The 25,704-nt window shown below is 37.5% G+C and carries 17 protein-coding genes; 3 read left to right on the forward strand and 14 right to left on the reverse strand.

What is annotated here, in order from left to right:
• Positions 1–13: 13 nt before the first annotated feature.
• On the forward strand, positions 14–4,504 hold the full coding sequence (locus B9Y84_RS18670) for an ATP-binding cassette domain-containing protein (protein ID WP_085518923.1): 4,491 nt from the start codon (positions 14–16) through the stop codon (positions 4,502–4,504).
• Positions 4,505–4,634: 130 nt separating this feature from the next.
• On the opposite strand, the gene B9Y84_RS18675 is transcribed toward B9Y84_RS18670, so the two are convergent.
• Entirely contained in the window at positions 4,635–6,044 is a 1,410-nt protein-coding gene (locus B9Y84_RS18675) for a S41 family peptidase (RefSeq protein ID WP_245830889.1), read from the reverse strand.
• A 167-nt stretch (positions 6,045–6,211) separates the two neighbouring features.
• The gene (locus B9Y84_RS18680) at positions 6,212–7,045 is read right to left on the reverse strand and encodes a helix-turn-helix domain-containing protein (protein ID WP_085518925.1); all 834 of its coding nucleotides are present in this window, start codon (positions 7,043–7,045) and stop codon (positions 6,212–6,214) included.
• Positions 7,046–7,527: 482 nt separating this feature from the next.
• On the opposite strand from B9Y84_RS18680, the gene B9Y84_RS18685 reads away from it, so the two are divergent.
• Entirely contained in the window at positions 7,528–9,348 is a 1,821-nt protein-coding gene (locus B9Y84_RS18685) for an adenylyl cyclase (protein ID WP_245830890.1), read from the forward strand.
• 14 nt (positions 9,349–9,362) lie between these two features.
• On the opposite strand, the gene B9Y84_RS18690 is transcribed toward B9Y84_RS18685, so the two are convergent.
• The 10 genes from B9Y84_RS18690 to B9Y84_RS18740 form a co-directional block, all read right to left on the reverse strand.
• The gene (locus tag B9Y84_RS18690; protein ID WP_085518926.1) at positions 9,363–9,554 is read right to left on the reverse strand and encodes a DUF3185 family protein; all 192 of its coding nucleotides are present in this window, start codon (positions 9,552–9,554) and stop codon (positions 9,363–9,365) included.
• Between the two features lie 139 nt (positions 9,555–9,693).
• Positions 9,694–10,857, reverse strand: coding sequence for a DUF3179 domain-containing protein (locus B9Y84_RS18695; RefSeq protein ID WP_085518927.1), 1,164 nt, complete (start codon positions 10,855–10,857; stop codon positions 9,694–9,696).
• Positions 10,858–11,203: 346 nt separating this feature from the next.
• Positions 11,204–11,872: a hypothetical protein gene (locus tag B9Y84_RS18700; RefSeq protein ID WP_139828099.1), complete on the reverse strand. Its 669-nt coding sequence runs from the start codon at positions 11,870–11,872 to the stop codon at positions 11,204–11,206.
• A 380-nt stretch (positions 11,873–12,252) separates the two neighbouring features.
• Positions 12,253–13,719, reverse strand: a complete 1,467-nt coding sequence (locus tag B9Y84_RS18705) for a serine hydrolase domain-containing protein (RefSeq protein ID WP_085518929.1) — start codon at positions 13,717–13,719, stop codon at positions 12,253–12,255.
• A gap of 130 nt (positions 13,720–13,849) precedes the next feature.
• Positions 13,850–14,989, reverse strand: a complete 1,140-nt coding sequence (locus tag B9Y84_RS18710) for a helix-turn-helix domain-containing protein (RefSeq protein ID WP_085518930.1) — start codon at positions 14,987–14,989, stop codon at positions 13,850–13,852.
• Between the two features lie 237 nt (positions 14,990–15,226).
• Positions 15,227–15,922 (reverse strand): hypothetical protein, encoded by a 696-nt coding sequence (locus tag B9Y84_RS18715; protein ID WP_085518931.1) that lies wholly within the window; start codon positions 15,920–15,922, stop codon positions 15,227–15,229.
• Between the two features lie 7 nt (positions 15,923–15,929).
• Positions 15,930–16,130: a DUF4177 domain-containing protein gene (locus B9Y84_RS18720; RefSeq protein ID WP_085518932.1), complete on the reverse strand. Its 201-nt coding sequence runs from the start codon at positions 16,128–16,130 to the stop codon at positions 15,930–15,932.
• A gap of 383 nt (positions 16,131–16,513) precedes the next feature.
• Complete coding sequence (locus B9Y84_RS18725) at positions 16,514–17,785, reverse strand: erythromycin esterase family protein (protein WP_085518933.1); 1,272 nt, start codon at positions 17,783–17,785, stop codon at positions 16,514–16,516.
• 593 nt (positions 17,786–18,378) lie between these two features.
• Positions 18,379–20,898, reverse strand: coding sequence for a glycoside hydrolase family 3 protein (locus B9Y84_RS18735; protein WP_085518935.1), 2,520 nt, complete (start codon positions 20,896–20,898; stop codon positions 18,379–18,381).
• Between the two features lie 438 nt (positions 20,899–21,336).
• Positions 21,337–22,029 (reverse strand): erythromycin esterase family protein, encoded by a 693-nt coding sequence (locus B9Y84_RS18740; protein WP_085518936.1) that lies wholly within the window; start codon positions 22,027–22,029, stop codon positions 21,337–21,339.
• Between the two features lie 325 nt (positions 22,030–22,354).
• Here B9Y84_RS18740 and B9Y84_RS18745 point away from each other — a divergent pair, with 325 nt between their 5' ends.
• Positions 22,355–24,004 (forward strand): PrsW family intramembrane metalloprotease, encoded by a 1,650-nt coding sequence (locus tag B9Y84_RS18745; RefSeq protein WP_085518937.1) that lies wholly within the window; start codon positions 22,355–22,357, stop codon positions 24,002–24,004.
• Positions 24,005–24,271: 267 nt separating this feature from the next.
• Here the strand turns inward: B9Y84_RS18745 and B9Y84_RS18750 are convergent, their stop codons facing one another.
• Together B9Y84_RS18750 and B9Y84_RS18755 are read right to left on the reverse strand one after the other, a co-directional pair.
• A complete protein-coding gene (locus B9Y84_RS18750) occupies positions 24,272–24,475 on the reverse strand; it encodes a hypothetical protein (protein WP_085518938.1) in 204 nt (67 codons plus the stop codon).
• 12 nt (positions 24,476–24,487) lie between these two features.
• On the reverse strand, positions 24,488–25,522 hold the full coding sequence (locus tag B9Y84_RS18755) for an SDH family Clp fold serine proteinase (protein ID WP_085518939.1): 1,035 nt from the start codon (positions 25,520–25,522) through the stop codon (positions 24,488–24,490).
• Positions 25,523–25,704: the final 182 nt, after the last annotated feature.

Consider the following 25,704-nt stretch of genomic DNA (forward strand, 5'->3'; position numbering starts at 1 on the left):
AACAATATTCCTAATGCGCATAACAAACGCCCATCAGAATAATCTTAGAAACATTGATCTTAGTATTCCTGAAGATCGGCTGATTGTGGTAACCGGTTTATCAGGCTCTGGCAAATCATCTCTGGCTATGGGCGTCATTGCTAATGAAGGTTATCGATATTTTTTAGAGAGTCTTCCGGCTTACAACCAACAAAATGGCCATCTGATCCCCACCGCTGAGGTTGATGATATACAGGATTTACCGCCTGTGATTAAAGTGGAACAATCAAAACGATTTCAGTCAATTAATGCAACTTTTGGTACACTATCAGAGCTAACCGCCATTTTCAGGATTATATTTGCACGCTATGCAGGAGAAGAAAAGATGAGCAAATCGCTCTTTTCTTTCAATCACCCACGGGGAGCTTGTGAAGTATGCAGAGGAATTGGAGAGGCAGAGTATATTGACCTTGACAAACTCATTGGCGATGAAAATAAAACGCTAAGAGAAGGAGCCATCACGACTACCCTTCCAGGTGGCTACATTGTCTATTCACAGATCACAGTTGAGGAGCTCAACAAAGTATGTGAAGCACATGGTTTTAATGTGGATATCCCTTGGAAGGAGCTTACTAAAGAACAACAAGATGTAGTTCTAAACGGAAGTAATAGACTTAAAGTGTTTTATGGTAAACATGGCTTGGAGTCTCGATTGAGATGGGAAGGCATTAAGGCAAAACCAAGAGAAGAGGGCTATTATAAAGGTATGCTGCCGATCATGCATGATATTCTCAGAAGAGATAGAAACCCTAACATTCTGAAATTTGCCAGTTCTAAAGTTTGCCCGAGTTGCAAAGGCGCAAGGATCAAAGCGGAGCATCTTAAGCTCAAATGGCAAGGACTAAATTTTCAAGACTGGATGGCGCTGACTTTAGGCCAGTTATATGAAAACCTGAGTTCGCTTCAGCTTTCGGCTGGTGAAAAAGTGCTCGCAGATAAGATCACCATCCAATTATATGACCTCATTCGACTAGGTATGGAAGATTATCAGTTGAGTACAGCTAGCACCGAAATTTCTTCCGGTGATGCGCAACGAATCAAACTGATCAATCAGGTGAATAGTAATCTGCAGGGCATTTTATATGTTTTTGATGAGCCCTCAATTGGCTTATCGGCAGATTATCAGCAATATTTACTCCACATCCTAGACCGCTTGATTCGCAGAGGCAATACGGTGATGGTTGTGGAGCATGACCTAGAATTTATTAAGTCTGCTGATTGGATTGTGGAATTAGGCCCCGAAGCGGGCGTTCATGGTGGTGAAGTTATTTTTAACGGCTCTATCCAAGATTTTCTAAAGGCCAAGAGTATAAACAGTCCAACTTTAGAAGCCTTGAGACATGGAAGTATAGATGAAAATAAGCCTCCTAAAAATGTGTCGGAGACTAATTTTACTCCTGAAGCACAAGAACTGACAGTCATAAGTCGAAAGACTCCCGGACTACTTCAAAGCATTTCGAGCTTTTGTCAAAGGCAAGATTTAAGCTTGCTCACGGTAACGGATCAGCCAATAGGAAAGACACCAAGAAGTAATCCCGCCACCTATACGGGCTTAGCTGATAAAATACGTGATTTGCTGGCTAAAACCTCTGAAGCCAAAGCGCTAAAGTTAGCTAAAGGAGCTTTTTCTTTTAACAACAAAACCGGAAGATGCGAGGCCTGCGAAGGAGCGGGAGTGATTACGCTATCGATGAGTGCGCTTGGAAATATTAATCAGATTTGTCCGACATGTAACGGTAAGCGATTTAAGCCGGAAGTGCTTCGTGTTCATTGGCAGGATAAGAACATTGCAGACCTCTATAACCTCAGCATTGAGGCCGCTTTTGATTTCTTCAAGGGCGAAAAGCAACTGACCAAAATCTTGTCTTTGATGGTGCAACTTGGGTTAGGTTATATCAAACTAGGACAACCTTCTAATACCTTATCGGGAGGAGAAGCACAGCGAATAAAACTTACAAAACATTTTGCCAAAAATTCGAAAAGGACACTTTTAATACTGGAAGAACCTAGCATCGGATTGCATCACAAAAATGTGAGACAACTGCTTGCTGCTCTGCACCAACTAAAGGAACAAACGGCAGGTATTGTATGCTTTGAGAATCATGCGCTCTTTCAAACAGGATGTGACACTTTAGTGGACAATGCATTGAAAGTACAACCCATTGAAGTCAAAGAAGAAGCAAAACAGCAGAGGGAAAAGATTATCATTCAAGGTGCACGAACACACTCATTAAAGGACCTGAACTTGGAACTACCTAAGCATAAGTTATCTGTAGTCACAGGAATTTCGGGTTCGGGTAAATCCTCTTTAGTAATAGAAACACTGCATGGTTTCGGCCTGCAGGAAATGACTAAGCAATTCTCCAGCTATCAGCAGTCGAGAGTGGGTGTGAATTTTCAGTTTGAAGTGAACCACATTGAAGGCCTCACGCCTACGATTTGTATTACTCGAAAGCAAAAGAACTACTCTATTCGAACGGACATTGCCAAGCAAACGGGCATCGATAAGATCTTACGGTTCGCCTTTTCCCGAAAAGCGCAATATGAAGAGGAGGATTTATCCGCCAGTCATTTTTCAAATAATCACGAATTAGGTAAATGTGCCGTCTGTGAAGGTATTGGACAAGAATTGCTGCCCGACCTCCAAAAATTGGTGTTAGAAGAGAACAAAAGTATTTCCGATGGCCTCTTTGCTCATAATAAAGCCATTGGTTATTATGGCGATCCGGCAGGGCAATATATGGCAATCCTGAAGAAAGTAGCCTCTGAAAATGGCTTTAGTCTAGACACGCCTTTCAAGGAATTAAGTGAAGCACAAAAGGATATTCTATTTCGTGGAACGGGAGAGAAAGTATGGAAAGCGACTTGGGAATACAAAACGAAAACACGTTCAGGCACTCAAGACTTGAACATGAAATGGGAAGGCCTCTTTCAGTATCTCCAAGATGAATATTTCAAAACTCGAAAGAACAAGAACATCAGTCAACTGACTGCTCTCTTTTCTTATAGCAAATGTAGCCATTGTGAAGGCAGCGGATTAAAACCTGAAAGACTGTCTTTTACCATAGCCGGAAAATCTATTCATGCTATTAAATCCATGGACTTTAGAGAACTGGGCGAATGGTTAGAAGCCGAAGACACAAGTGAAGATATTGATGGAAAGTTACTTGCTAAAATCTATCCTCACTTAATCAACACCATTAAGAGGGCGAAGCAATTGCATATTGACCATCTGCAACTCAACAGAAAATCTCCTACGCTATCCGGTGGGGAAAACCAAAGAGTAGAACTCATTAAACAGCTCAATAGTCCGCTGAAAGGAGTCACTTATTTACTGGATGAACCTTCTGCAGGCTTATCGAATGATAACATTCCTGACCTCATTCAAATTCTGAAAGAGTTGATTGAGAAAGGAAATACCGTCATCGTGATTGAGCATAACAAAGCCATTATTCATGCGGCCGATCATTTGGTACAGATTGGACCAAAAGCCGGAAAGCTGGGGGGATATATCACTTATCAAGGCACTACCGAAGGTCTGCTACAGCGAGACGATTGCCATCCTTTCCTGAAAGCACCAAGTAAACCTGTGAAACTAGAAGACAGCAATAAACATATTAGTATTCGCAAACTGGCTAAACATACCTTGGTGCGAGATGCACTTGATCTTCCAATTGGCGGTATTACAGCACTGACAGGAAAATCAGGAATAGGAAAAACCACCTTAGTAAAAGACATAATTATTCCGAGTATTGAAAACGGAACTGCGGTGAATTGTGACAGCATTGAGTACCCTAAAGAATATAATGGCGCACAATATTTTGAGCCTAAAAAGCTAAACAGCCATAATGCCACTTTACTGGTTTCCTATTTGGATTTGTTGAAAGACATCACGAGAATTTTTGCTACAGAAACAGGTAGAAAAGCAACCGACTTTTCCTATAAAACCAAAAGTAGTCAGTGCCCGGCTTGCAAAGGAAAAGGATTTGTAGAAACTAGCCTGGATGTTGCCGCCAATGCAATTGAAAAGTGTGAGGATTGCGATGGCAAGCGCTATCAAGACCACATTCTAAAACTTGAAGTCCAGAAAAGGAATATAGCAGATGTATTGGCTCTCAATATTTCGGAATTACACACTTGGTTTACGGACTTTAAAGTGTCGAATTCTACACTTAATTTTACTAGAAGTCTAGAGGAAATCGGCTTGGCACATTTAAGTTTAGAGCAGACAGTGCAATCACTTTCTTCTGGTGAAAAGCAACGCTTACTTCTCTTGACCTGGCTACAAGATGCTCCGCAGAATCAATTATTTATTTTGGATGAGCCGAGCACAGGACTTCATTATGCGGATATTGATTTACTATATGCAATCTTAGAAAAACTGAGCATTCACAATGACATTTTGGTGATTGAGCACAATCCTTATCTACTGGAGAAGATTGGGGTTGGAAAGGTATTGAGGTGATTGATTTTTGAAAATTAACCCGAGTATTCGATTCTGCTAATAAATGCTACTGATTCATCTGTTTCTTGGCAGGTGAATCAGTAGACTTTTAAATTTTAATGTACAGTTATCCTATATTAAACATATACAATTATTCCTTCGAGTTTTCATTTTTGATTAAATGCTTCATATGGTCAATAGCATATGCTAAAACGTCAACTTTCTCATCGACATACACATCGGGTGCAATGCCGTAAGGATCTATAGGATTTTCTTCTAGATCGGGTGCTCTAAAGGAAGTTGGGAAAACAGCTGTAAAACAACCAAGGTCCAAAGGGAAACCATTAAAACCATCCACAACACCTGCTGTATTTTGCCCATAAACCACTACTTTATCACTCTGATTGGCACGGTAGACAAAGGTTTCTCCTGAGCTCCCCACTTCTTCATCGGTTAATATAATTACCTTATCAGGACCTTCTCGATAGATCGTATCTGGAGTAAAGGTCCAAGTACTGTCCCCTTTAAAGTAGGCAGTTCCCTTATTGTTGATAAACATTTCATACTCTTTCTTCTCTTGCTCTGCGTATTCTTCAACGGACAAACCGTTATAGGCAGCCATGCCATTGATTAGATACTCCGTATTATCCTCGCTTAACCAGAAGCCATTGGCAGGCAATATGACTGGGCCGCTCAAAACATAGGGAAGCACGGGAGAATAAGTACCATCGTTTCCTCCTCCATTTCCTCTCAAATCAACAATCATAAAATCAGCCGCTAAAATTCGATCATGATGAGCTTTCATGAGGCTATCCACATAGCTTGCTGGCACTGAGTAAAAGTCTGGAAGTCGCAAATACGGGATCTCATCTATGTAGGATATATGAAACTGGTCCATTTTCATTTCTAAGTCACTGCGCTTTTTTACGTTTTCTACTTGAGGCCAAAGTTTTACCCACTCACTCAACCCCTCTATTTCCAGCATTCCAAAATCTGTTTGTTCTCCATTGCGCTTTTCTACTGAATGGTCTCCCATTAAGTAGTTGACTTTATAAGAGGTGCCAAATACATTTCTCAGCTCAAATTTAACCTCTCCTTTTTTCCAATCAGGATTACTACTTTCTATAATTACCGCAACATAATCTCTTTCTCTATTACTGGGCTGTGGGCTGGGCATTATGGCCACAGTATAACCACCATTTTTCCAGATTCCTAAAATCGTATTGAGCTCGTAAGATTTCTCTTGATACTCTCTTTTAAACTGCTTTTCAGTGATCTGAATTTCTTCGCTATAGGATTCCTTGGATTGTTGGCCTGAGTTCACAATGTACGTATGACCATCCCTAAAAAAGTCAAGCCACTGCTCAAGTAATATTTTACACTCATCAAAATCTTCCGTCTTCTTGGCTTTTTCGAGCATCAAGTCTGTATGCGCATCATATAAATCTCTGTTTTCATCAGTCACTTTATACATAAACAATGAGTAATTCTTTTCATAGGCTTCTAATGCTATGTTAAAGGACTCTTCACAATTACAATCCTGCGCCTTCAAGGGCAACATGCTGAAACAAATCAAAGAAAAACTGCATACTAATTTTAACAAAGGGCTCATTTTTAGGGGTGTTATAAGTTGAATGATTTTTATTTAAATATTACTTTACTCCAGTAAAGTATGGTTCTGAAGTGTACAAATATGCAGTCAACTAATGCCGTAAAATTGTATAAGATTTACCCTGCTGTAAAAATCCAATTTATATTATCACCATTTGTTGTAGAAAGCCTTTGGAAAAATGACTTAGGCGCGAAGCCCGTCAAAGACTTAAAACTTGCCACCATATGCGACTGATCGAAAAAATTGGAGATATAGGCCAATTCAGTTAATCGATTGCCGTCAAATGATTTTTGCTTTTCACTGATCGCTATCCTGAATCTTAAGATCTTTTTGAATTCTGTTGGGGTTTTGCACAAATGCTTTTTGAACTGTTTAATGAAAGTCTTTTGACTAACTCCCAGGCCTTTTGCTAATTCATTGGTAGTGATGTTCGGGTCTTGATGAATGGCGTCAAGCGCTGCATGCAGAAAGGGATGCTTAAAACCGATTAGTTTGTCCAGCCAATACTGTTCAATGTTTATAGCTAAATCAGCATCATCGGCCATTTTTAAGATACTTTGCATCCTCATTTCGTAATCTGGAAATGGTATAAATTCATCTACGAAGCTATGGCTATAATTTTCAAGTGGCTTTTCTAGAAAGGCATTGAGTCCCAATGGCTTAAAATAAATACATATTTCTTTGATTTCTCCTTCATATTCAACAAAAATCGGCTTGTTAAATCGGCATACCAGACTAGTATCAATAGCATCCTCCTTGCTAAATGAAATGGTCACTTTTTGATCAGTAACGATGTTTTTTGCGTTCATTACTGCACCTACAACTGAGAACAAAGTAGGGAAAGTTAAATAACTTACCTTTTCTTCCTCTTTAGAGTTCGAAAGGATGTAAAAGCATTCAATATACTTTTGAAGTTCTTGACTAAGAGGTTGAAATGTCTTGATCTTCATTGAAAGGATTTGGGGTGATTCATGTATAGAATTTTTAATTAATATATAGCCATATAGTAACTGTACTAAAGTAGTGTTACAAATCAATACTTACAATTATATAGTGTAAAAATCTGCCAAATCAGAAATCCATAATATCCTTAATGATTGATTAAATACTATGGAAAATGGAACTTAGTTAAATATTTCAGTGAATGCATTTGGGTGGCTTAAGAATACAATTATCTGTTTTAATTGCATTAGACAGTTTTATATCAAATACAAAAACAGCAAGCAAAAGCTCAAACAAAGGAAGCAGGTGCCAATATATTGATAGGAAGGCGAAGGTTATTTTTTGTAGAAGGTGAAAAGTCCTGTACTAACAACCCTGGTTTCAAACGGCAACTAGCTGGGCATAAAGCATTTCTTTCTGCAAAACATTCGTTTTATGAATATTTTCCATGTATAATTGATAGCAAAAATAGTATTGAATTTATCCAAATATGATGCATTCTATTTCTATCTCCCGACATTTTCTCACTGCCGTAAGTTGTATTTTACTTTTAGGCTTCACTAGTGCATGTTCCAATTCAAAAGATGATCATCAGGCCTTAGACTCAAGTCCATACCGTTCAATATTTGGTGAAAATGTCTTGGTCTTTGACGATAGTATGGATCAGGATAAAATAAAGACTACGCTTCAGGCCTTACATAGGCAACAGAAGCATAATGAATTTGGCTCAGAACGATATGCACTGCTGTTTAAACCAGGAACCTATAATTTGGATGTCACAGTGGATTATTATGTGCAGGCTTTAGGATTGGGACGATATCCTGGAGAGGTGATCATTAAGGGAGCCGTGCAGTCCGTAGCCAGCACCAGCAGCAATGGTATTCCGAATAAAGTAACCACTATGTTTTGGCGTGGTGCAGAAAACTTCAAAGTCATCCCCCAAAATGACGAAACGATCTATTGGGCAGTATCTCAAGCAGCTCCTTATAGGCGTATGCACGTAGCGGGCGACATAAATTTTGACAAAGGTAGTTGGGCAAGTGGTGGGGTACTCGCTAATTCTATTGTAGAAGGTAGAGCAGGATTAACATCAGGCCAGCAATGGATGAGTAGAAACTCTAAAATCGGATCTTGGGAAGGCGGAAACTGGAACAGGGTATTTATTGGAGTGGACGGAGCCCCTAAAGATGCCTGGCCTGAAAAGCCTACTACCATCATTGATAAAACACCAGTTATTCGGGAAAAACCCTTCTTAACTTATACCGAGTCGGGAGATTATGCCGTCTTTGTTCCGGCACTCATGCGCGAAAGTTCCGGGCCGTCTTGGATTAATACTAATGAAGAAGGGGAGCTGATCCCGATTGACTCATTCCATATTGCCTATCCTGAAAAAGATAATGCAACTACGATTAATCAGGCCTTAGTGAATGGGAAGCATATTCTTTTGACTCCCGGTATCTATGAACTTAACGAAACACTAACGGTCGGCAAAGCCAATACAGTAATGATTGGACTGGGATTACCTACCCTTATTCCTCAAAATGGAAATATAGGACTAAAGACAAAAGATATCCCAGGAGTGAAATTAGCAGGCTTTATGGTGGATGCGGGACCAAAGTTATCTCCCTCTCTCATTCAAATTGGATCTGAGGCCTCAAATGCTCAATACCCCGACAATCCTATCTCGCTGCATGATATTTATTGCCGAGTAGGGGGTGCTGTAAAAGGGCAGACAGAAACCAGCCTTACTATCAACAGTAATTATGTAATTGGCGATCATTTTTGGTTATGGCGAGCTGATCATGGTGTGGGTACTGAATGGATGGAAGGTCAAAACAAACATGGACTAGTGGTTAATGGGGCACACGTAACTATTTTCGGCTTGTTTAACGAGCACTTTCAGGGCTACCAAACGCTATGGAATGGTGAATACGGCAGCACCTATTTTTATCAATCTGAAATCCCCTATCACCCTCCAAGCAATGAGTTATGGAATGATGAAGGAAAGCCTGGTTATGCTTCTTATAAGGTAGCCGATACCGTTCAAAACCATAGAGCCTTTGGACTTGGCATCTACAGTTTCTTTCACGATGAGCCCACGGTCTCCAATAATGTGAGGCTGGAAAATTCTATGGAAGTCCCTGATCATTCTGGCATTGAAATCATGCATATTTCCACCTTTGCGGGGCTTAAAGGAGGCATCAATCATATTATTAATGGCCTAGGCCCCTCCACTGAAGTGGGTGAACTAAAGCATTTCGATGGATTTAAGGGAAATGAAAAGCTGTCTCAGGACAAGAAAAGCAGATGATGACGCAATATCGTTTACCGTAGCTGCCTAATCCCGAAAATAACGCAAAGACCTCCACCTACCATCCCTATCCATGCCTCAATTGGTGTGTCACCACTAAGCGCTCTACTGATTTGTGAGCCTGCAGAATCATATACATCATATCCCCAAACCACTAAAGCGACACCCGCCACAATAAGTATTACTCCGATTATCTTCTTATTCATAGTTCTGTTATTTGATTTCTAAATTTTAATATAGGAAATTATCCTGTACTATAAATAACGAAGTTGTAATCCTTATTAGAAAGCAATGCAGATTTAAATTTTGGTAACGCATAGCACTTAAATAAAAATGAGACTGAATTTACAATCTGACGAGCTTTGAATTTTCATGAAATTTAATCCATGAAAACCAATATTCATCTGAAATAGCAATTGGTTCCAAATCTACTCTAAGATCTCCGGAAATATATTTGCCTCTGATATTCCACTTTGTATTGCTGGTTGCATCGCATAATTCGATACCCTCTAATCTAATTGTTAGCTTTTGAGCTTTCAAAGTATCTTTAAACGCATTTACTGTTTTTCCAGCCCCAATAAGGACAAATCCATATTCGTTATTCTCCACTACCTTTTCTGACAATACTTCCTTCTTTAAATAAACCAATCGGTCTTTTATCGAGCTATCCGTTATTCCAATTACATGAGTACGTGCAGGGAATGTTTTATCACGGTTTTTTGAGGCCAGTCCTGGAGTAGCTTCAGAAGCCACTAGTTTTTTCCAAATACCCGGGATAGGTAATTCAAAATCTTTAAAATCTTTTTCGCTGACTTTAACAACATTGGGCGATTCGCTTGTTTGTTTGACTTCTCGCCAGGAAAGTATTTGAAATGGGATCATTTTCAACTCATAAGGATGCAGCTTACCTATTAATGATTGAAAGGTAGATTGCTGGAAGAAAGTATTAGTCCTCACATCTGCAACTATCATATTGGCATTTTTAAATGAGCCTACTTTTAACGGCCCTAAAGTGGCAACATCAAAAGGGATGATGCTTCTACACATCGCGCAATAGGTTAGAGCCACAATTTTGTCTGCAAAATGGTCATTGATGATATGATGATGAATGACATAGTCCAAGGGGTAGCACTTAGTAATACCTTCATACTCAATCACGGCCATTTCCATTTGATCATCAAGAGGTAGTTGATTAGGGTCTTTCGCCATTTCTGGAAAGAACACAGCAGGAAATGCTTTCTCCTGATGCATTTTATAGGTTAAAATCAAGGCAAACCCTGTGATCAATAAGGGGGCAATGGCCCACAATGGCATTTCATTGTTTTGGTAAAAAATTATGCCTGTACATACTAATAGCCCTATAAAAATGGACCAATTGAGGGGCTTTCGTAAAAAATAATGGTAGTACAGCCAACTTATGGGGAAAGCTTCTATTAAAGCCATGTAAATGGCAGCAGTTCCAATTAGTAATGATGCAATAGCCAATCCATAAAAAAATACTAATTCCATAAGCTTAATGTTTTTAGCTCAATCCAAGCTATTGGATTAGCGCGACATCTAAAAGTGGGAATTTCCTTTCAAGAAATTATCCGATGCTATACTAAATTTAATCAAAAATAGGGACTTCTGGAAATGCTATCTGAAGCTGCTTAAGACCCAAGACCTAAAAAATTATCATGGTAAAAGCAGCAGCAATTACAGTGAATTTATAGAAAGCACAAGTGGCAGCTATCCGCCAAAGGGGTAAGCTTTTTAGAAAAATACATTTGTGTTGTCCTGAAATAGCTTTACACAAATAAAGCTATTTCAGGACAACACAGCTGCACAATACGTGCTAGTGGATAAGCATCTTACTTTATTTATCCTCTTTTCTGTGAACTACCATTTCAATTAGGCAATATGAATTTTTGTAAAGATCTGACAGAATTTGGATTTCATAATCTTGCAACTCAATTATAAAATCACCCTTGATCTCAGAACTATAAAAACTGAAATTTTTCACAACATCCTTTACTTTCACTTTTAAAGTGTAGTGTACATCCGTAAAGTAATTTCTGTTCTCATCTTCAGGCGGCCCATCGTATCCCGATTCGTAAATATAATCGGTAATTGCTAATTCAATCGCATGATGGGGATTGCCTATTGTAGCACTTCTATTACTTGAAAGTGCAAATTTCTTTCCAAAGTCTGCTTTTTCTATGATAAGATATCTATTGCTGTTTTCAATCATAAAAGTTAGCAAGTAATTCTTATATATTTTGGTTAGGTATTCTTTTGCAGACGTGTCAATCTCAACATAAAAGCTAGCTACCTCTTCACCGTCATGTTCCAAACTAAGAAACAGATCTCCAATTAAGTGCGTTGCTGATTCTTCATTATAGACTTGAAGTAATGCGGTTAAATTAAGATGATCATATTCGATGTTATGAATACCTTCTTGCAATGCTATCTTTTTCATAGGTTCTTGGCCACAAATATTAAATGACACCAACAGCACGAGCATTAAGATGACTACTCTTCTCATTCAATATGTATTTGTTTGTTAAGGAAGATCATTGACAAAGTGAAAGGTAGTAATTGACATGACTATTGCGCAATCCTTAAAACTAAAATAGTGCTAAAGCTCATTTGTGGTTTTTGATCTAAAACCCAATATAGGTGTAAAGCTCTTATTTTCATAGCTGACAGCGGGCGTTTTGCTAGGCAATGCACGCTAACCGGCAATTAAAAATGAAGATGCTTAACACACTAAACTCATTTACCACAACTATTCATATTAGTAAAGTTATATTAGGACTATAATGTAAACTGTAAAGTAAAATGAGGACGAGACAAGAGATCACACGCGGCACGCGTGCGCCAAAAGGGAGTGTACCCTTTAATTGTATCCAAATATCTTTTAAGTTATTTATCATGTATCAATTCAATTTCAACCTCCAAATTATCTCTAAATACGATTACAGAACTCGGCTTACCATGACTGAAATTAAATTTTAACAAGTTAGGATAATCTATTATTTTAAAAAAACCGTTTTTTAAACCTATCAATTCATTTTCATTTTGTCCTTTATAAAATTCAAAAAATGGGGATTCTACAAATAGCCGATTATCTCTAACTACAATTTTAACGTCCATCCCTACTCCAAAGAGAAAATCATTGTAATTACCTGTCAATTTTTCTCGAGTCTCTAAGGGTATTTTTTGAATGTCTTCTGTCGGTAAAGTCTTTTTCCAGTCGGTAAGGGCTAAAAGTTTTATTTGAACTTGGTTAAATACAGGGAGTCGATTTGGCTTTTCGCCATTTGCCATGTAAATCCAGCCATTACCATCTGCCATGGTGGCAAAAATTTCACTCCCAACCCCTGTATTGGAGCCACCACATCTTATCCAATCGTAATTGTTATATCCGAAAGATCTCTGTGGCCCGTAGGCCCAACCGCCAACCGCATTTTTCAAGGCTGTTACTTCCGTGATCTTTTTAGCAATATTGTTAGAGATAACCTTATTATTCTTGTTTCGAAGCGCATTCTGAATTTCAATTGTAAGCTTGGCCAAATCAGAAGGTGTAGACCATAAGCCTGAGGGTGCAACTTGTGGAGTGATAGGCAGTCCAGTTTTTATAACTTTATTTTCCTTATCGTGAACTAAGGCTACATTAGTTAGAAAACCTTTTTCATTTGGCTGAATCATTGTTGTATTTTTCAAATCAAGTGGGACAAAAATATGTTCCTGGGCAAGCTGAGCAATTGATTTGTTCATTTTGTCTTCAAGTGCCATTTGAATAATTACATATCCACCTCCGCTATACTGCCAACTTGTGCCCGGTGTAAACAAGAATTCTATAGGTTTATCGTATCGTGGAATTTGACCTAATAGGCTCTGCTTGAGGGTAGGAATTTCACCTCCCTCATAAAAGTCGGCAAAACCATGTTGGCTGGTGCCGGCAGTATGATTTAGAAATTGCTTCCACGTTGGATTATTGTGTTCAGTAAATGGGCTCTTTGGCAAATGCCACCTTTTGAGATAATTGTCTATTGGATCATCCAAATTAATAAACCCTTTTTCCTCAAGTATATGGCAAAGAAGGGATGTGATTGGTTTTGCAATTGAAGCCGTTGAGAAGGCAGTCTGTTCGTCTATCATTTCATTAGAAATGACTGATTTAACTCCAAATTGCTTAGAATAAACTATCTCGTAATTTTCAAACACTACAAGGCTGAATCCAGCAAGATTATGGTCTATTAATTGTTGTTCTATGTTTAAGCTATCTGTAAGAAAAGAATATTCAGTTCCTTCTTCTGATATTTTTGATTTGTTTATCTGACAACTTAAAAGGGCTACTACAAAAATTACAAAAAGACATTTCTTCATTTTATAATACTTTAGGTGTATAAATATTTTGATGCAAATATGAAGAAGGGGCTACTTTTATGCGACCGACTAAAAAAAGTCGAACGCATTTTCATAACTAAATGCGTTCGACTCTAAATAATACTTTCTTTTAGAATTGATTTCGATATGAAGTAGGCGTGATACCAGTATGTTTTTTAAATGCAGTATTGAAGGAAGACTTTGAATTAAAACCAACCTCATACAATATTTCTAAAATATTCATTTTACTTTTTTCAGGGTCTTTTAAAATACGCATTGCATTTTCTATTCGGTAGGCATTTATAAAGTCAAAGAAATGCTGGCCTAGTTTATGATTTATTAAAAGCGATAAATCACGGACAGGTATTTGAATTTCATCTGATATATATTGGATTGTAATGGATGGATTTAGATATGGTTTTTCAGTTTTCATGTATTCATTAAGTAGTAATAAAGTTTCTTCGTAGTTATTTTCAACCTTATCAAAATGATTGCTTTTTTGTCTTTCTGAAACAATATCAGCTACAGGCTTCAATCTCGAATTTACATTTCTAAAGACGTTAGGATTGTTTAAAGCCTTAAACAAATACCAGCAAATAATAAGTATTTCAAATAGAAAGAGGCCGATTTTTATCCATTCAGAAATGTTTGTATAATCAGAAAGCTTAAAAATATTTTTGAACAGTGCTATGCAATAGAAAATAGTTAGTGCAATCGTAAACTGAAGTAGCCAATTATAAGAATTGATGCTTGAACCCGCATTATTTTCCAGATAAAGCTTCTTTGTTTTCTTTAAAATCATAAAAATAGCAATCATATATGCAACTATTTGAATGTGCAGAAGTGTATAATTAAACTTAAGCTCCACACCATTTAGATTGTTCTCAAAAAAGCTGATTTTAGAAACGGTATCTACAAGATAATAATTGGGCAGTAAGATTAGATTTACAACTAAAAATGGAATTATATGAAATAAGTGTTTAAGTTTTAAGCTAAAATCCGAATAACAAACGGATAAAACATATAGATAAAAAACAGGGAGTTGCAAAAATGTAATCGAGTTATTAAGCATTCCTAAGTTGGAAGGATTCTCACCAATAAAATCGATAAAAACTCCACCGATATCAATTCCAATTAATGTTAAAAACAGAGCAAAAAGTCGGTTGCTTATTTTATGTTTAGTTTTAGCTATTATCAAAAATAACGCTAATAATAATGTGATGAATAGCGCTATTCCAGGGATAAAAATTAACAAGTTAGTTTCCTTCATTCTATTTCAGATTGCAAAAAAGGTATTATCAACTATAGCTCCTTTCATTTATCTAAATTTAGAAATTTAACTTGCCGAATTGATGTTAACCTTATTCTCTTTTAAAATCTTAGGCTTCAAATTACTTCACCAGTTTGATAGTAGTTCACTGGGTCATTTTATTGATTAATTTTAATCCCTTGTTAAAAATTTCCCCGAGATGGAGTTGTTTAGCAAAACGCGCAATTGCAATAATTTTTAACTATTGTTATTGATTTCAATTTCAATATTGTTTCTCACACTATCCATCACTTTAATGATTGATTTATATTTATCTAATTTATAATTTCTGTTCTTCTCTAGTCTCCACAAATAACTTAGGATTTCTTTTTGTTCTCTAGTACTTAAATCATCCGGACTATTGATTCTCACCAAATCGCCACTATCATCGAATTCCATGTAGGGATGTAAAAGTGAATTGACAGGTTCAAAATAGTTTTCAAAGGACTGCATTTCATTGATCTCATCTAAAAGTTGAATTATACCGTAGTAATAATCATATAGAGATATAATTTGAAACCTGAGCGTATCATTACTAATTGTTTTTAATCCAGCTTCTTTTAATGATTCGTAACCTGAGCCATTTATTACTGCAGTATAGTCCCGAAATAAAGACGTGTAGAGTACCTCAACTGAATCCTCTCGAATACTTTTGCCCTTCAATAACTCTCTAAATTTATGATTAGCTTTTAAGCTTAAGTTATGTCCCGTTATATTTACTTTAAAATCTTGTTTGTCCATTCCAATTCCGTTTTTGATTTCAGTAAGAATCTTTAATTCGGAATTTTTATTATTTCTATTATTGCTCCAGTTCGTAAGGCCAAAGGCGGATATTACCGCTATGAAAATTGACAAGAATTCAAATATAAATTTTCTCCATTTTATCTTTTTCATTCTTGATTTATATTTCTTTTTCAAAATATAAATAAATGTACATTGCCGCTCCAAAATTACTGGCATCTGTAGAGGTCAAACGGTAGCCTTCTTTAGCGTACTCATCTAATTTTTCTTGAATTTCCTTCTTTGAAGACTTTATAATATGTTTGGAATCAGTAGTAATTTTAGAGTAGTAGATAAGTGCTTCCACTTTGTAATCTTTCATTTCTTCTTTTTTATAATGTTTAGGTACTAGCTAAGTATCGATCAACATACACTATTCTCAGACTGTATCTAGCTTATTAAGAGCAACAAAATAGTACGAGTTACTAAGTAAAATGCAGGATCTGATTTTTTATACCTATATCATAAATATAGTAGAATTATTCTTAAATCCCCCTTAAATCGCACAAGTCCTCTTTTCTTTGAAACTTACCTGAGCCCTCGAGTTGTTTAGTATGCTCGGACTTGTTTTAAATGTCTTGTCCTGGAATAGCTTCACTCAAAAAAAACTTCAAATGAAAATAAAAAGTAGATTCAATTTGCATTAGAGGCATGCGACAACTTGGATTCCATCAGTATGCAAAGCATGTCTGAAACGGAGTTTTCTTAATCCTGCAATAATTGAATTGGAGTAGATTCCTTTGTGAATAGAAGAGCATCATAACACTCTCCACCAGGACAATAATTAAATTGAGAGGTTTGCTGAGGATTATCCTTAGCTGGATTGAAAACGGCACCAATTGTGTGCAGCTTGTATTCGCCCACCACTTGCTTATTTTCACTAAAGTCAATAAAAACAAGTTCTTCTTGAAGATTTCTTAATTTTTCACCATAGGAGCCAGCAATACTCTTATCTATCATTACCTCACCTAAATCGTAATTTTCAAAGTTTTCATTTTTTGAATCATTGATCTTGTGATAGGCAATGAAAGACCCATTATCAAAATCTTGCATAATGGACACATATTGCTCTTTAATGGCATGTTTTAATACACCACCTGTGATTCCATGCTGCTCCGCTCTTTTTTTATCATAGTGAGATAACACCTTATATACGTGTTCGTTATGAGCCCAAAAAATGGCTTTTGTGTTTGGTCGCTCTCTTAACTTACTTAGCATATTTTGCGCCATAAAGCTGTCTCTCAAAGTGCTACATTTCGAAATCCTAGTTTCTAGCGACTGTTCTAAATTCCTGATCAAAAGCTGATACTTTTGTTGGTCTTCTTTCGAGAAATCAGATACATCTTTCTCTTTATAGGTTCTCAGGTAGGCGAGCATATCTTTATACTCCCTCTTTCTTAATTTTTGAAATTCCTGATTGGACACAATAGGAAATCGATTGCTATCTAAAGGCTCCAGTTCATAAGACAAAAGTAAATCATTTATTTTCATGCTTGCATTATCTGGCCATTGACCGTCAACACCTACAAATTGTAGTTGATCCTCTAGTGCTCGCTCTTGATTATAGGTGCGCATCCACTCTATTAAAGTTAAAAGTTCTTCTGTTTGCCACGGCCAATATAGTGCCTTCATGGCCTCTCTAATGTCAACAGATTCTCCAGCCACATAATCGCTAATTGGCACGCAATCGGCATAATCGGCTTCCAGAAATAAGGTGTTAAAATCTTTATTTTCAATCAGGTATTTGAATAGCTCAGCTCTGTAAGTATGAAATTCGGAAGTGCCATGGGTAGACTCTCCCAGCCCAGCTATTGTAACGTCATCAAAGTAGCTATCTATTGCTTTAAAGGCATCAGCGTCAATTTCTTTTTGTCCTGCCTCAGCCAAAGGAACATATTGTATATCTTGGGAAAAAGCGAAAAAAGAATTGAAAGTTGAACATAAAAATAGGGCAAGTAGGAAGTGAGGTTTTATCATTTTTTCTTTTACTGGTTAAGGTTAATAGTTTGATTACAGAAGTACGAACGGGCTGTTTAAATAAATATTGCTCTATCTCGGTCGCGATGGTGGGATAACCGGGTGCGCCAACTGCATAGTCTAAATCTACTCGTCTTCTTTTACAAGGAGGCTTAATAAAATATAAATTCTCCACTTAAGAAGCTAATCATTACTTAATCAGTTCTTCTAATATAATCTCTTGCTGAACTAATTAAATATTCCTCTGAATTGACTACAATTTAGGCTTTTGGTGGATTCTCATGAATATAGCATTTCAAATGCTCAGATTAGGTATCTTTCTTACGAACGAGGACGAGACACAGGCAAAGAAATTATGCGCATGGCGATTTTATAAAATAAAATATGCGCGAACAAAAATTCCTTTTCTGCATATCAAATTTTTAAGGTATGCATATATGCGCACTGTAAAAGCAGTACACATAAAAACGCATGCCTGCGAAATACTACCAATACTGGCCTAAAAGCAATTGAATCACCATCCAAAGCAGGGCGGCAACGAGATTGAAATTACAAGGCTATAGCTATTATAGTTACCACATCAGAAACAAGCATTAATTACCATCACATCCCGGCTTGGCGTCAAGGTCAGATGCTAATCGAATATTGCTCAGGCCTATATCAACACCTTCTCCGGCTGTAATCATGAAAGCAGAACTTATAGTAGTCATATCAACACCGAGATTATCAAAGCAGCTTAAGCTTATTCGATATTCTTGCCAATCTCCGGCAGCAATGCTGATTTCAAGGGTTTCATTGCAAGAGGCGTCTGAATCGCACATTCCGATTTGGACAACAGCCTGCTCTTCGGTAAATGATTTTGCTGAGAAAGCAAGTTCCATAGCACCATTTGCCTGTCGTGACATATCACTTGGTGAAGCTGCACTTATTCGCATTTGATCTCGATCTGATTTAGTCCATTTAATTCTCAGGGCATCTTCTTGCGCCTCATGATCTGTTTTGCTAACAATCAAGCCTCCTACGGAAGTAGGGAAACTAGCAATTTGTTTATCTAAGTCACCTGTACTCAACCATAATCCCCATGGTGCAACAGCAGTACCTTTATTGAAAAATTCCCCCGTTGATTTTAGGTTATTATTTTCTAAGCCAGAGTACTCTGAAAGTTGATCAACCACTGCTGTAGTATTATAACTTAGACCATAGCCCAATTCAAACAAGGGTTCGGCATCTTCTGATACCAGTGCAGTTGAAGGCCAGGCGAAAGACAGACGGCCAGTAAAATCAAAGGCTGGATTTCTTTGAAATAACAAATCGGAAACACCACCGCCTTCACTTCCAGGCAACCATGCCGCAATAAAAGCATCAGAATTGTTTATTTCAGGATTGCTCCACAATGGGCGACCCGATAGAAAAACAGATACAACAGGAATGTCTTTGCTTTGAAATTCCGCCAATTTACTGACGTCAAATGCATTTGGCACAAAGTCTAAGTTTTCTATATCGCCTTGAAACTCTGCGTATGGATCTTCTCCATATATAGCAATTACAAGATCAGCCTCAATATTTGTATCTCCATCAGCCGAAAAAATCACTTTGCCTCCAGCGGTATTAACTGTTTCTTCAATGCCTTCTAATATAGATTCACCATTTGGAAACTCATCATTGGTATGACCTGTGCCTTGCCATGATAAGGTCCAACCGCCTGATGCCTTGGAAATGCTTGCTGCGCCATCACCAATGACCAGAATAGTTTTGCTGGGGTCAATCGGTAAGGTGCCTTCATTATTTTTAAGTAAAACCATTGACTCCCTCACTGCTTGGCGTGCAATCGCTCTGTTTTCGGGTAGTCCTAAGAGACTTTCATCTCCTGCGTTTTTACGTGTGCTAGGTGCGCCTTTGGTAAATATGCCTGAGGCAATTTTCACTCTCAAAATCCTGCGGACTGCATCATCTAAACGAGACATCGGAATTGTTCCGTCCTGAACATGTTGTAATGTGCTTTCATAAACGCCTTTCCAGCTATCAGGGGCCATATACATATCTAGCCCTGCATTCAGAGATTGTGCACAATCCGTATTGGTACATCCGGGCACCTGACCATGACCATTCCAGTCACCCACTACAAACCCATTAAAGCCAAGCTGCCCCTTTAATACATCCGTTAATAATTCTTTGTCGCCATGCAGTTTTCTGCCCTGCCAGCTAGAGAAAGAAGCCATCACCGTTTGCACGCCAGCAGGTATTGCGCTATAATAACCGGCAGCATGTACGTCAATTAATTCCTTTTCACTGATTTGGGCATTCCCCTGATCAACACCATTTTCAGTAGCACCGTCCGCTAAAAAATGTTTAGCACTGGATATGACGCGGCCTGCTCCCATAAAATCATCTGTACCCACTTGGCCTTGTAGTCCGTAGACAATCCGATCTGCGTAGGACTTCACAATTTCAGGGTCTTCAGAGAATCCTTCATAACTTCTGCCCCAACGCAGGTCTTGAGGCACCGCTAGAGTGGGGGCAAAAGTCCAATCATGACCGGATACAGTCAACTCATGAGCGGTTACTGCTGCAATTTTCTCGATTAAATCGGGATTATTCATAGCGCCAAGCCCGACATTATGCGGAAAGACTATTGCTCCACTGAGGTTAGCATGCCCATGTACCGCATCTATGCCCCATATAGTGGGTATGGCAATTTCAACCCCTTCGGTGTCGATAGAGGCATAATAATATTCATCCGCCAGTTCTAACCACTTTTTTGTATCTGCATAGGGTAATACACCCGGTGCCGAATTCCCACCACTTAACACGGAACCCAATCGGTATTGCTTTACCTCCTCAGGGGTGACAGATGCATTGTCCGCCTGAATTACCTGACCCACTTTTTGTTCCAGGGTCAGTTTGGGTAGTATGGAATCAATTTGTGCCTCTATTGCCGGATCTAAAGGTATCGGCTTGATGCTTGGCCAATCTTGAGGGTTTACCAAATTTTCAGATGTATCCTCAGCGGTACTGCTCTGCTGTTGAGAGCAGCTTGAAATCAAAAGGGCGAGGAGAGGTAATAAAAATACAGCTAAAAATGATGACTTGATTACAGAAATTTTACTATTCATTTTAAATAAGGTTTACATGCAGTAGGCATCCTTTCGGATTGTAAATTTTGAGGAAAGTTAAGGTATTTTATATTATTTCAATATGGTTATCAGTCATTTTGTAATGGTGTAATTGCCTGACGGATAATTGATGTTAGGAAAGGGGACTTGTAGGGTGGTGTAGCTGAAGAGAACGGACAGAGGGGAGTCTACAAATAGGTTATTTGTACTTACGAATTCAGGTAGGGTTAACAGCACAAGCGGATGCTTGCGCTATTGCAGTCTGCTTCAATTTAGCACCGGTTCAAGCGTCCGCTTGGACCAAAAAGTTTCAAGCTCGCCTGACATGGTTTTGGTTGATTAATTGCCTTTTTGCTTTTCTTACAAAGGAAAGGCTTTTTGAAAAACATCTACTTGCTTCAGATAAATTATGCCTTTTAAGCATTGCAAATGCTTGGTTTAGGCATCCTCGTTCCCGCTACGCTCAAACGAGGACGAGCGGGGGAAATCAGAAACATCTTTCTCTTTGTAGGTTCTCAGGTAGGCGAGCATATCTTTATACTCCCTCTTTCTTAATTTTTGAAATTCCTGATCGGAAACAATAGTAAATCGATTGCTATCTAAAGGCTTCAGGCTGTAAGACAAAAGTAAATCATTTATTTTCATACTTGCATTATCTGGCCATTGACCGTCAACACCTACAAATTGTAGTTGATCCTCTAGTGCTCGCTCTTGGTTATAGGCACGCATCCACTCTATTAAAGCTAAGAGTTCTTCTGTTTGCCAAGGCCAATATAGTGCCTTCATGGCTTCTCTAATATCAACAGATTCGCCAGCCACATAGTCGCTAATTGGCACGCAATCGGCATAATCTGCTTCCAGAAATAAGGTATTAAAATCTTTATTTTCAATCAGGTATTTGAATAGCTCCGCTCTATAGGGATGAAATTCGGAAGTGCCATGGGTGGACTCTCCCAGTCCAGCTATTGTAACGTCATCAAAATAGCTATCAATTGCTTTAAAGGCCTCAGAGTCGATTTCTTTTTGCCCTGCCTCGGCCAAAGGAACATATTTTATCTCTTGAGAAACAGCGAACAAAGAATTGAAAGTTGAACATAAAAATAGGGCAAGTAGGAAGTGTGGTTTTATCATTTCTGCTTTTAATGGTTAAGGTTAATAGTTTAATTACAGAAGTACGAACGGGCTGTTTAGAAAATTATTGCAGATGGTATTTTTTAATGAAATTCTATCTTGAAATGAGGCGCGATAATGCTAAGATCTTGTCTTACCCTAAAATAGCCTTACACCAATAAAGCTAATAATGGGAATTTGCTGAACTGTATTTGTACTCCTCAAGATTATAAACTATTTCAGATTCCCCAGGAGCCAATGGGCTAGCATAGTAATTTTTTGGTTCCTCTTAGTGCATTTTCATATTTTTTGATTTATTTGTACTTTTCATTTTTACGTTTCGTATATGGTAGCAGTTATTACTTATGTTTTTTGGATCTTTTTCTTTCTAGCTTCTTTTGTTGGTATGAAATACTCTAGAAGTAGGAACAAAAAGCTATTCTTTCAAAATGGAGCTTACAAGGCATTTGTTGTTTCTACCCTCATAATGATTGTGGGAGTTCTATTATATTTCATTTTACCAGCAACTGCAGTAGATCTGAGTTCTTTCAAACTGCATTCAGATGAAATTTCAATAGCGTTATCTAAAGCTTCAGGCTTTAGTAGATATTGGTTAAAGAGTTTGTCCATATTTACCGAACTCAACATCTTGGGCTTAATTTCTGCCATTTTAGTTACCGGCATCTGGTGGTTTTATCTTCGGAATTTAGATTTCTATAATAGGGAAAAATTAGAGTTTAGTATTTTAGGTTTTGTCTTAGGCGCATTTATAACGTTTTTTACTTTTCCCCTGTCTGATTTTGTGACTAGTACTTTTTCTATTGAATATTCAACTAATACTTTTTATAATCTTTTCGTCTACAGTTTTCTTGGTATTGGGCTAGTTGAAGAATTAATAAAATTGATCCCTGTCTTAATTATTTTAAAGTTTACTAAAGAAATTGATGAACCGATCGACTTGATTTATTATGCCTCAATTTCTGCATTGGGCTTCGCATTTATAGAAAATCTATTATACTTCCGAGATATTTCAGGTTCATTAGTGATTGGTAGAGCCCTTACTTCTTCCGTGGGTCATATGATTGATTCTTCAATTGTAGTTTATGGAATAATCCTATACAAATTCCGAAAAGAGGGATTTAGTATTATACCTTATTATTTTTTATTAGGTGCTTTTGCTCATGCTCTTTATGACTATTTTCTATTTGAAGACCTGATCTTTTTCTTCTTCGCTAGCTTTGCATTTTTTATTCAAGCATGGGCCATCATGATTAATAATGCAATCAATAATTCAAAGTATTTTGATTATTCCGTTCATTATAGACATGACTTAGTTAGGTTTCGCTTAGCATTGCTACTTAGCTTATTAATGATTACTTCCTTTGTTCTCAATGCTTTTTTAGTGGGTAGAGAAGAAGCGCTATTTGCTTTTATGGGTTCTTTGCTTTGGTGTAGCTTACTCATTGTTTTTTATGTCAGCTATGCTAGCAGTTTTGATCTATTCAAAGGATTTTGGAGGCCCATAAAAATCAGCTTTAGGTCACCTAGTAATCAAAGTTTACCTGGAACGAGAGGTCTTAGTACACTGACTGCAATTTTTACTGAAAACACCATTATTCCGCAAAATCATGTGGGTAAAAAGATAAAGCTTCACTGCCCTCGATTTAATAAATACCTGCAAGATATTTTTCACATTGGAGAAGGAAAAATTAAGGAGAGAATAAAGCTGGTTTCAGACAGAGGAGTTGATCCTGATTGGTTTGTAGTTAAGCTTGATACCCCTTTGAGTGTTACTGACGATTATAATAACTCTGCCATTTTGATAAAAGTCCAAAGCAAGTACTTGTCTTTAGTGCATGATAAACATATAAGATGTTTTTTAAAATTAATTCCTACCGAAGTCAATCCGTTGCAGGAGGAACGTAGTTCCGAATATATCAGCTATGGAGCTATAATGATTAATGGGCATGACTATCAGTATAAAGGACAGAATTAAGCTTTAGGGTAGGAGCAGGAAATCATTGTAGGCCTTTTGACTTGCTCAGATTGTCAGCCTTATTTCCCTATTATCAATGGTATTCCGTTTATGACCCCTGATGAATAGGACAAAAAAAACTAGAAGCTGCAGTAATCAAGAAGTGGGGATTGGAAATTGCCTGCAGGGGATCAAATCTTTTGCTTAGATGGACCTTCAAATGCACCAGCATTATGCTACACAACGCGAGCCAGAAGAGGGCTGAGGCTTACTGTTGTTTTAGGCAACTTATTTTAATGCTTCTTTATTGGTATTTTCTCCAATTTCAGACGAAAAGTGAAGAACATTGTATTCTATCAAAACTCCATTTTCCATAATTGTGGGAAAACTCTCTGGACTTGCAGAAGTTTGGGAAGTTCCATAATTATTTGAATTAGAACCATGTCGTTCATAATTCGTCAAATTAAAAAATCTTTTTTCGATCGATTCCATTACTTTACAAATTTAGTCATTTTCTTCATATTTCCACCCTTCAAACTGCAATTGATTTTCAATGGCTGTTCTTTGAATCGGTGGTAAACCTTGTCCTTGATTAATGTTTTGTCTCGTTTTAACTAAGGTGCCTTCTGTCACATAAACGTCTGTACCACCCGCTAAACTCTCAAGAAGCACTCTCCTACATGAGTATGTTGCAGTTGGATTCGATCCAAGTTCTAAGTTATGGTTAAATGGTTCTAAAAGCTTTAGTTCATCTCTTATGCTATCAAAGACTAATTTGATTTTTGAATATTGCTCATCATCCGGTTTTTCAATACTTAAGCCTAGCTCATCCCTTGCTTCATTTCGATAGATCGCATAATCATGACTACCGGAATCACTACATAAAAATGAAACTATCTTATCAATTTTATCAGATTGATCTGCCCCTAATTGTTTTCGAAGTAATTTTCTTGCGACCATTTGTATTTGCGTCCTTGTCCTATAAACGTTACCAAGAACCAAAGGATGTACTTTTCCTGCCAGATTGAGTAGTATATCTTTTAAGTTTTCCTCATTATTTACGTTCAGTTCGTTTTTTGCTAAATCAAAAAACCCTTGGATAGACTCAACGCTAACTGGGATTCTAGCTTGTGGATTATTTGGAATCTGTGGGTTCTGAGGGTTCAAAGGACTGTTTAAGGAAGGGTCAATTGGGCCAAGAGTAGCCTGCTTTGTCATCATAATATTGTCTGCTCCTAGGCTTATGATTGTTCCAGAACTTCTAGCTTTTGACGGTATTATAACCTCAAATGTATTACAGAACTGCCTAATTAAATTCACCAAGCTCCAAGCAGCCATAGTATCTCCACCACGTGTGTATAAAAAAAGGCTGATTTTATCTACTTTCCCAATTTTATCAAGCTGTTCCGAAAAATATTCTAGAACATCAGTTGCTATTTGAGATTCCATCCCTCTTCTATCTCCTGTAAAATAAACAAGTAGCTTAGACTTGCGTTTTTCTTCTAGCCAGCGATATAAGTCTTTACGGTTCTCCATCATATTTCTTAATTTTTAAACAGAACTCTATTTTCATTAACTGCTAGAAAATAGTAGCTTTTCCAACTCTCAAAAAGCAATTTGAATGGATTCAACACAAAGGTTTCGGTTATTGATGATTTGTAAATATAGAAATACGGTTATAATATTCACCATAAAAATAGCACTTTTCATCGAAAAAGCAT

This window comes from Marivirga sericea (assembly GCF_900177665.1).
Classification (GTDB): Bacteria; Bacteroidota; Bacteroidia; order Cytophagales; family Cyclobacteriaceae; genus Marivirga; species Marivirga sericea.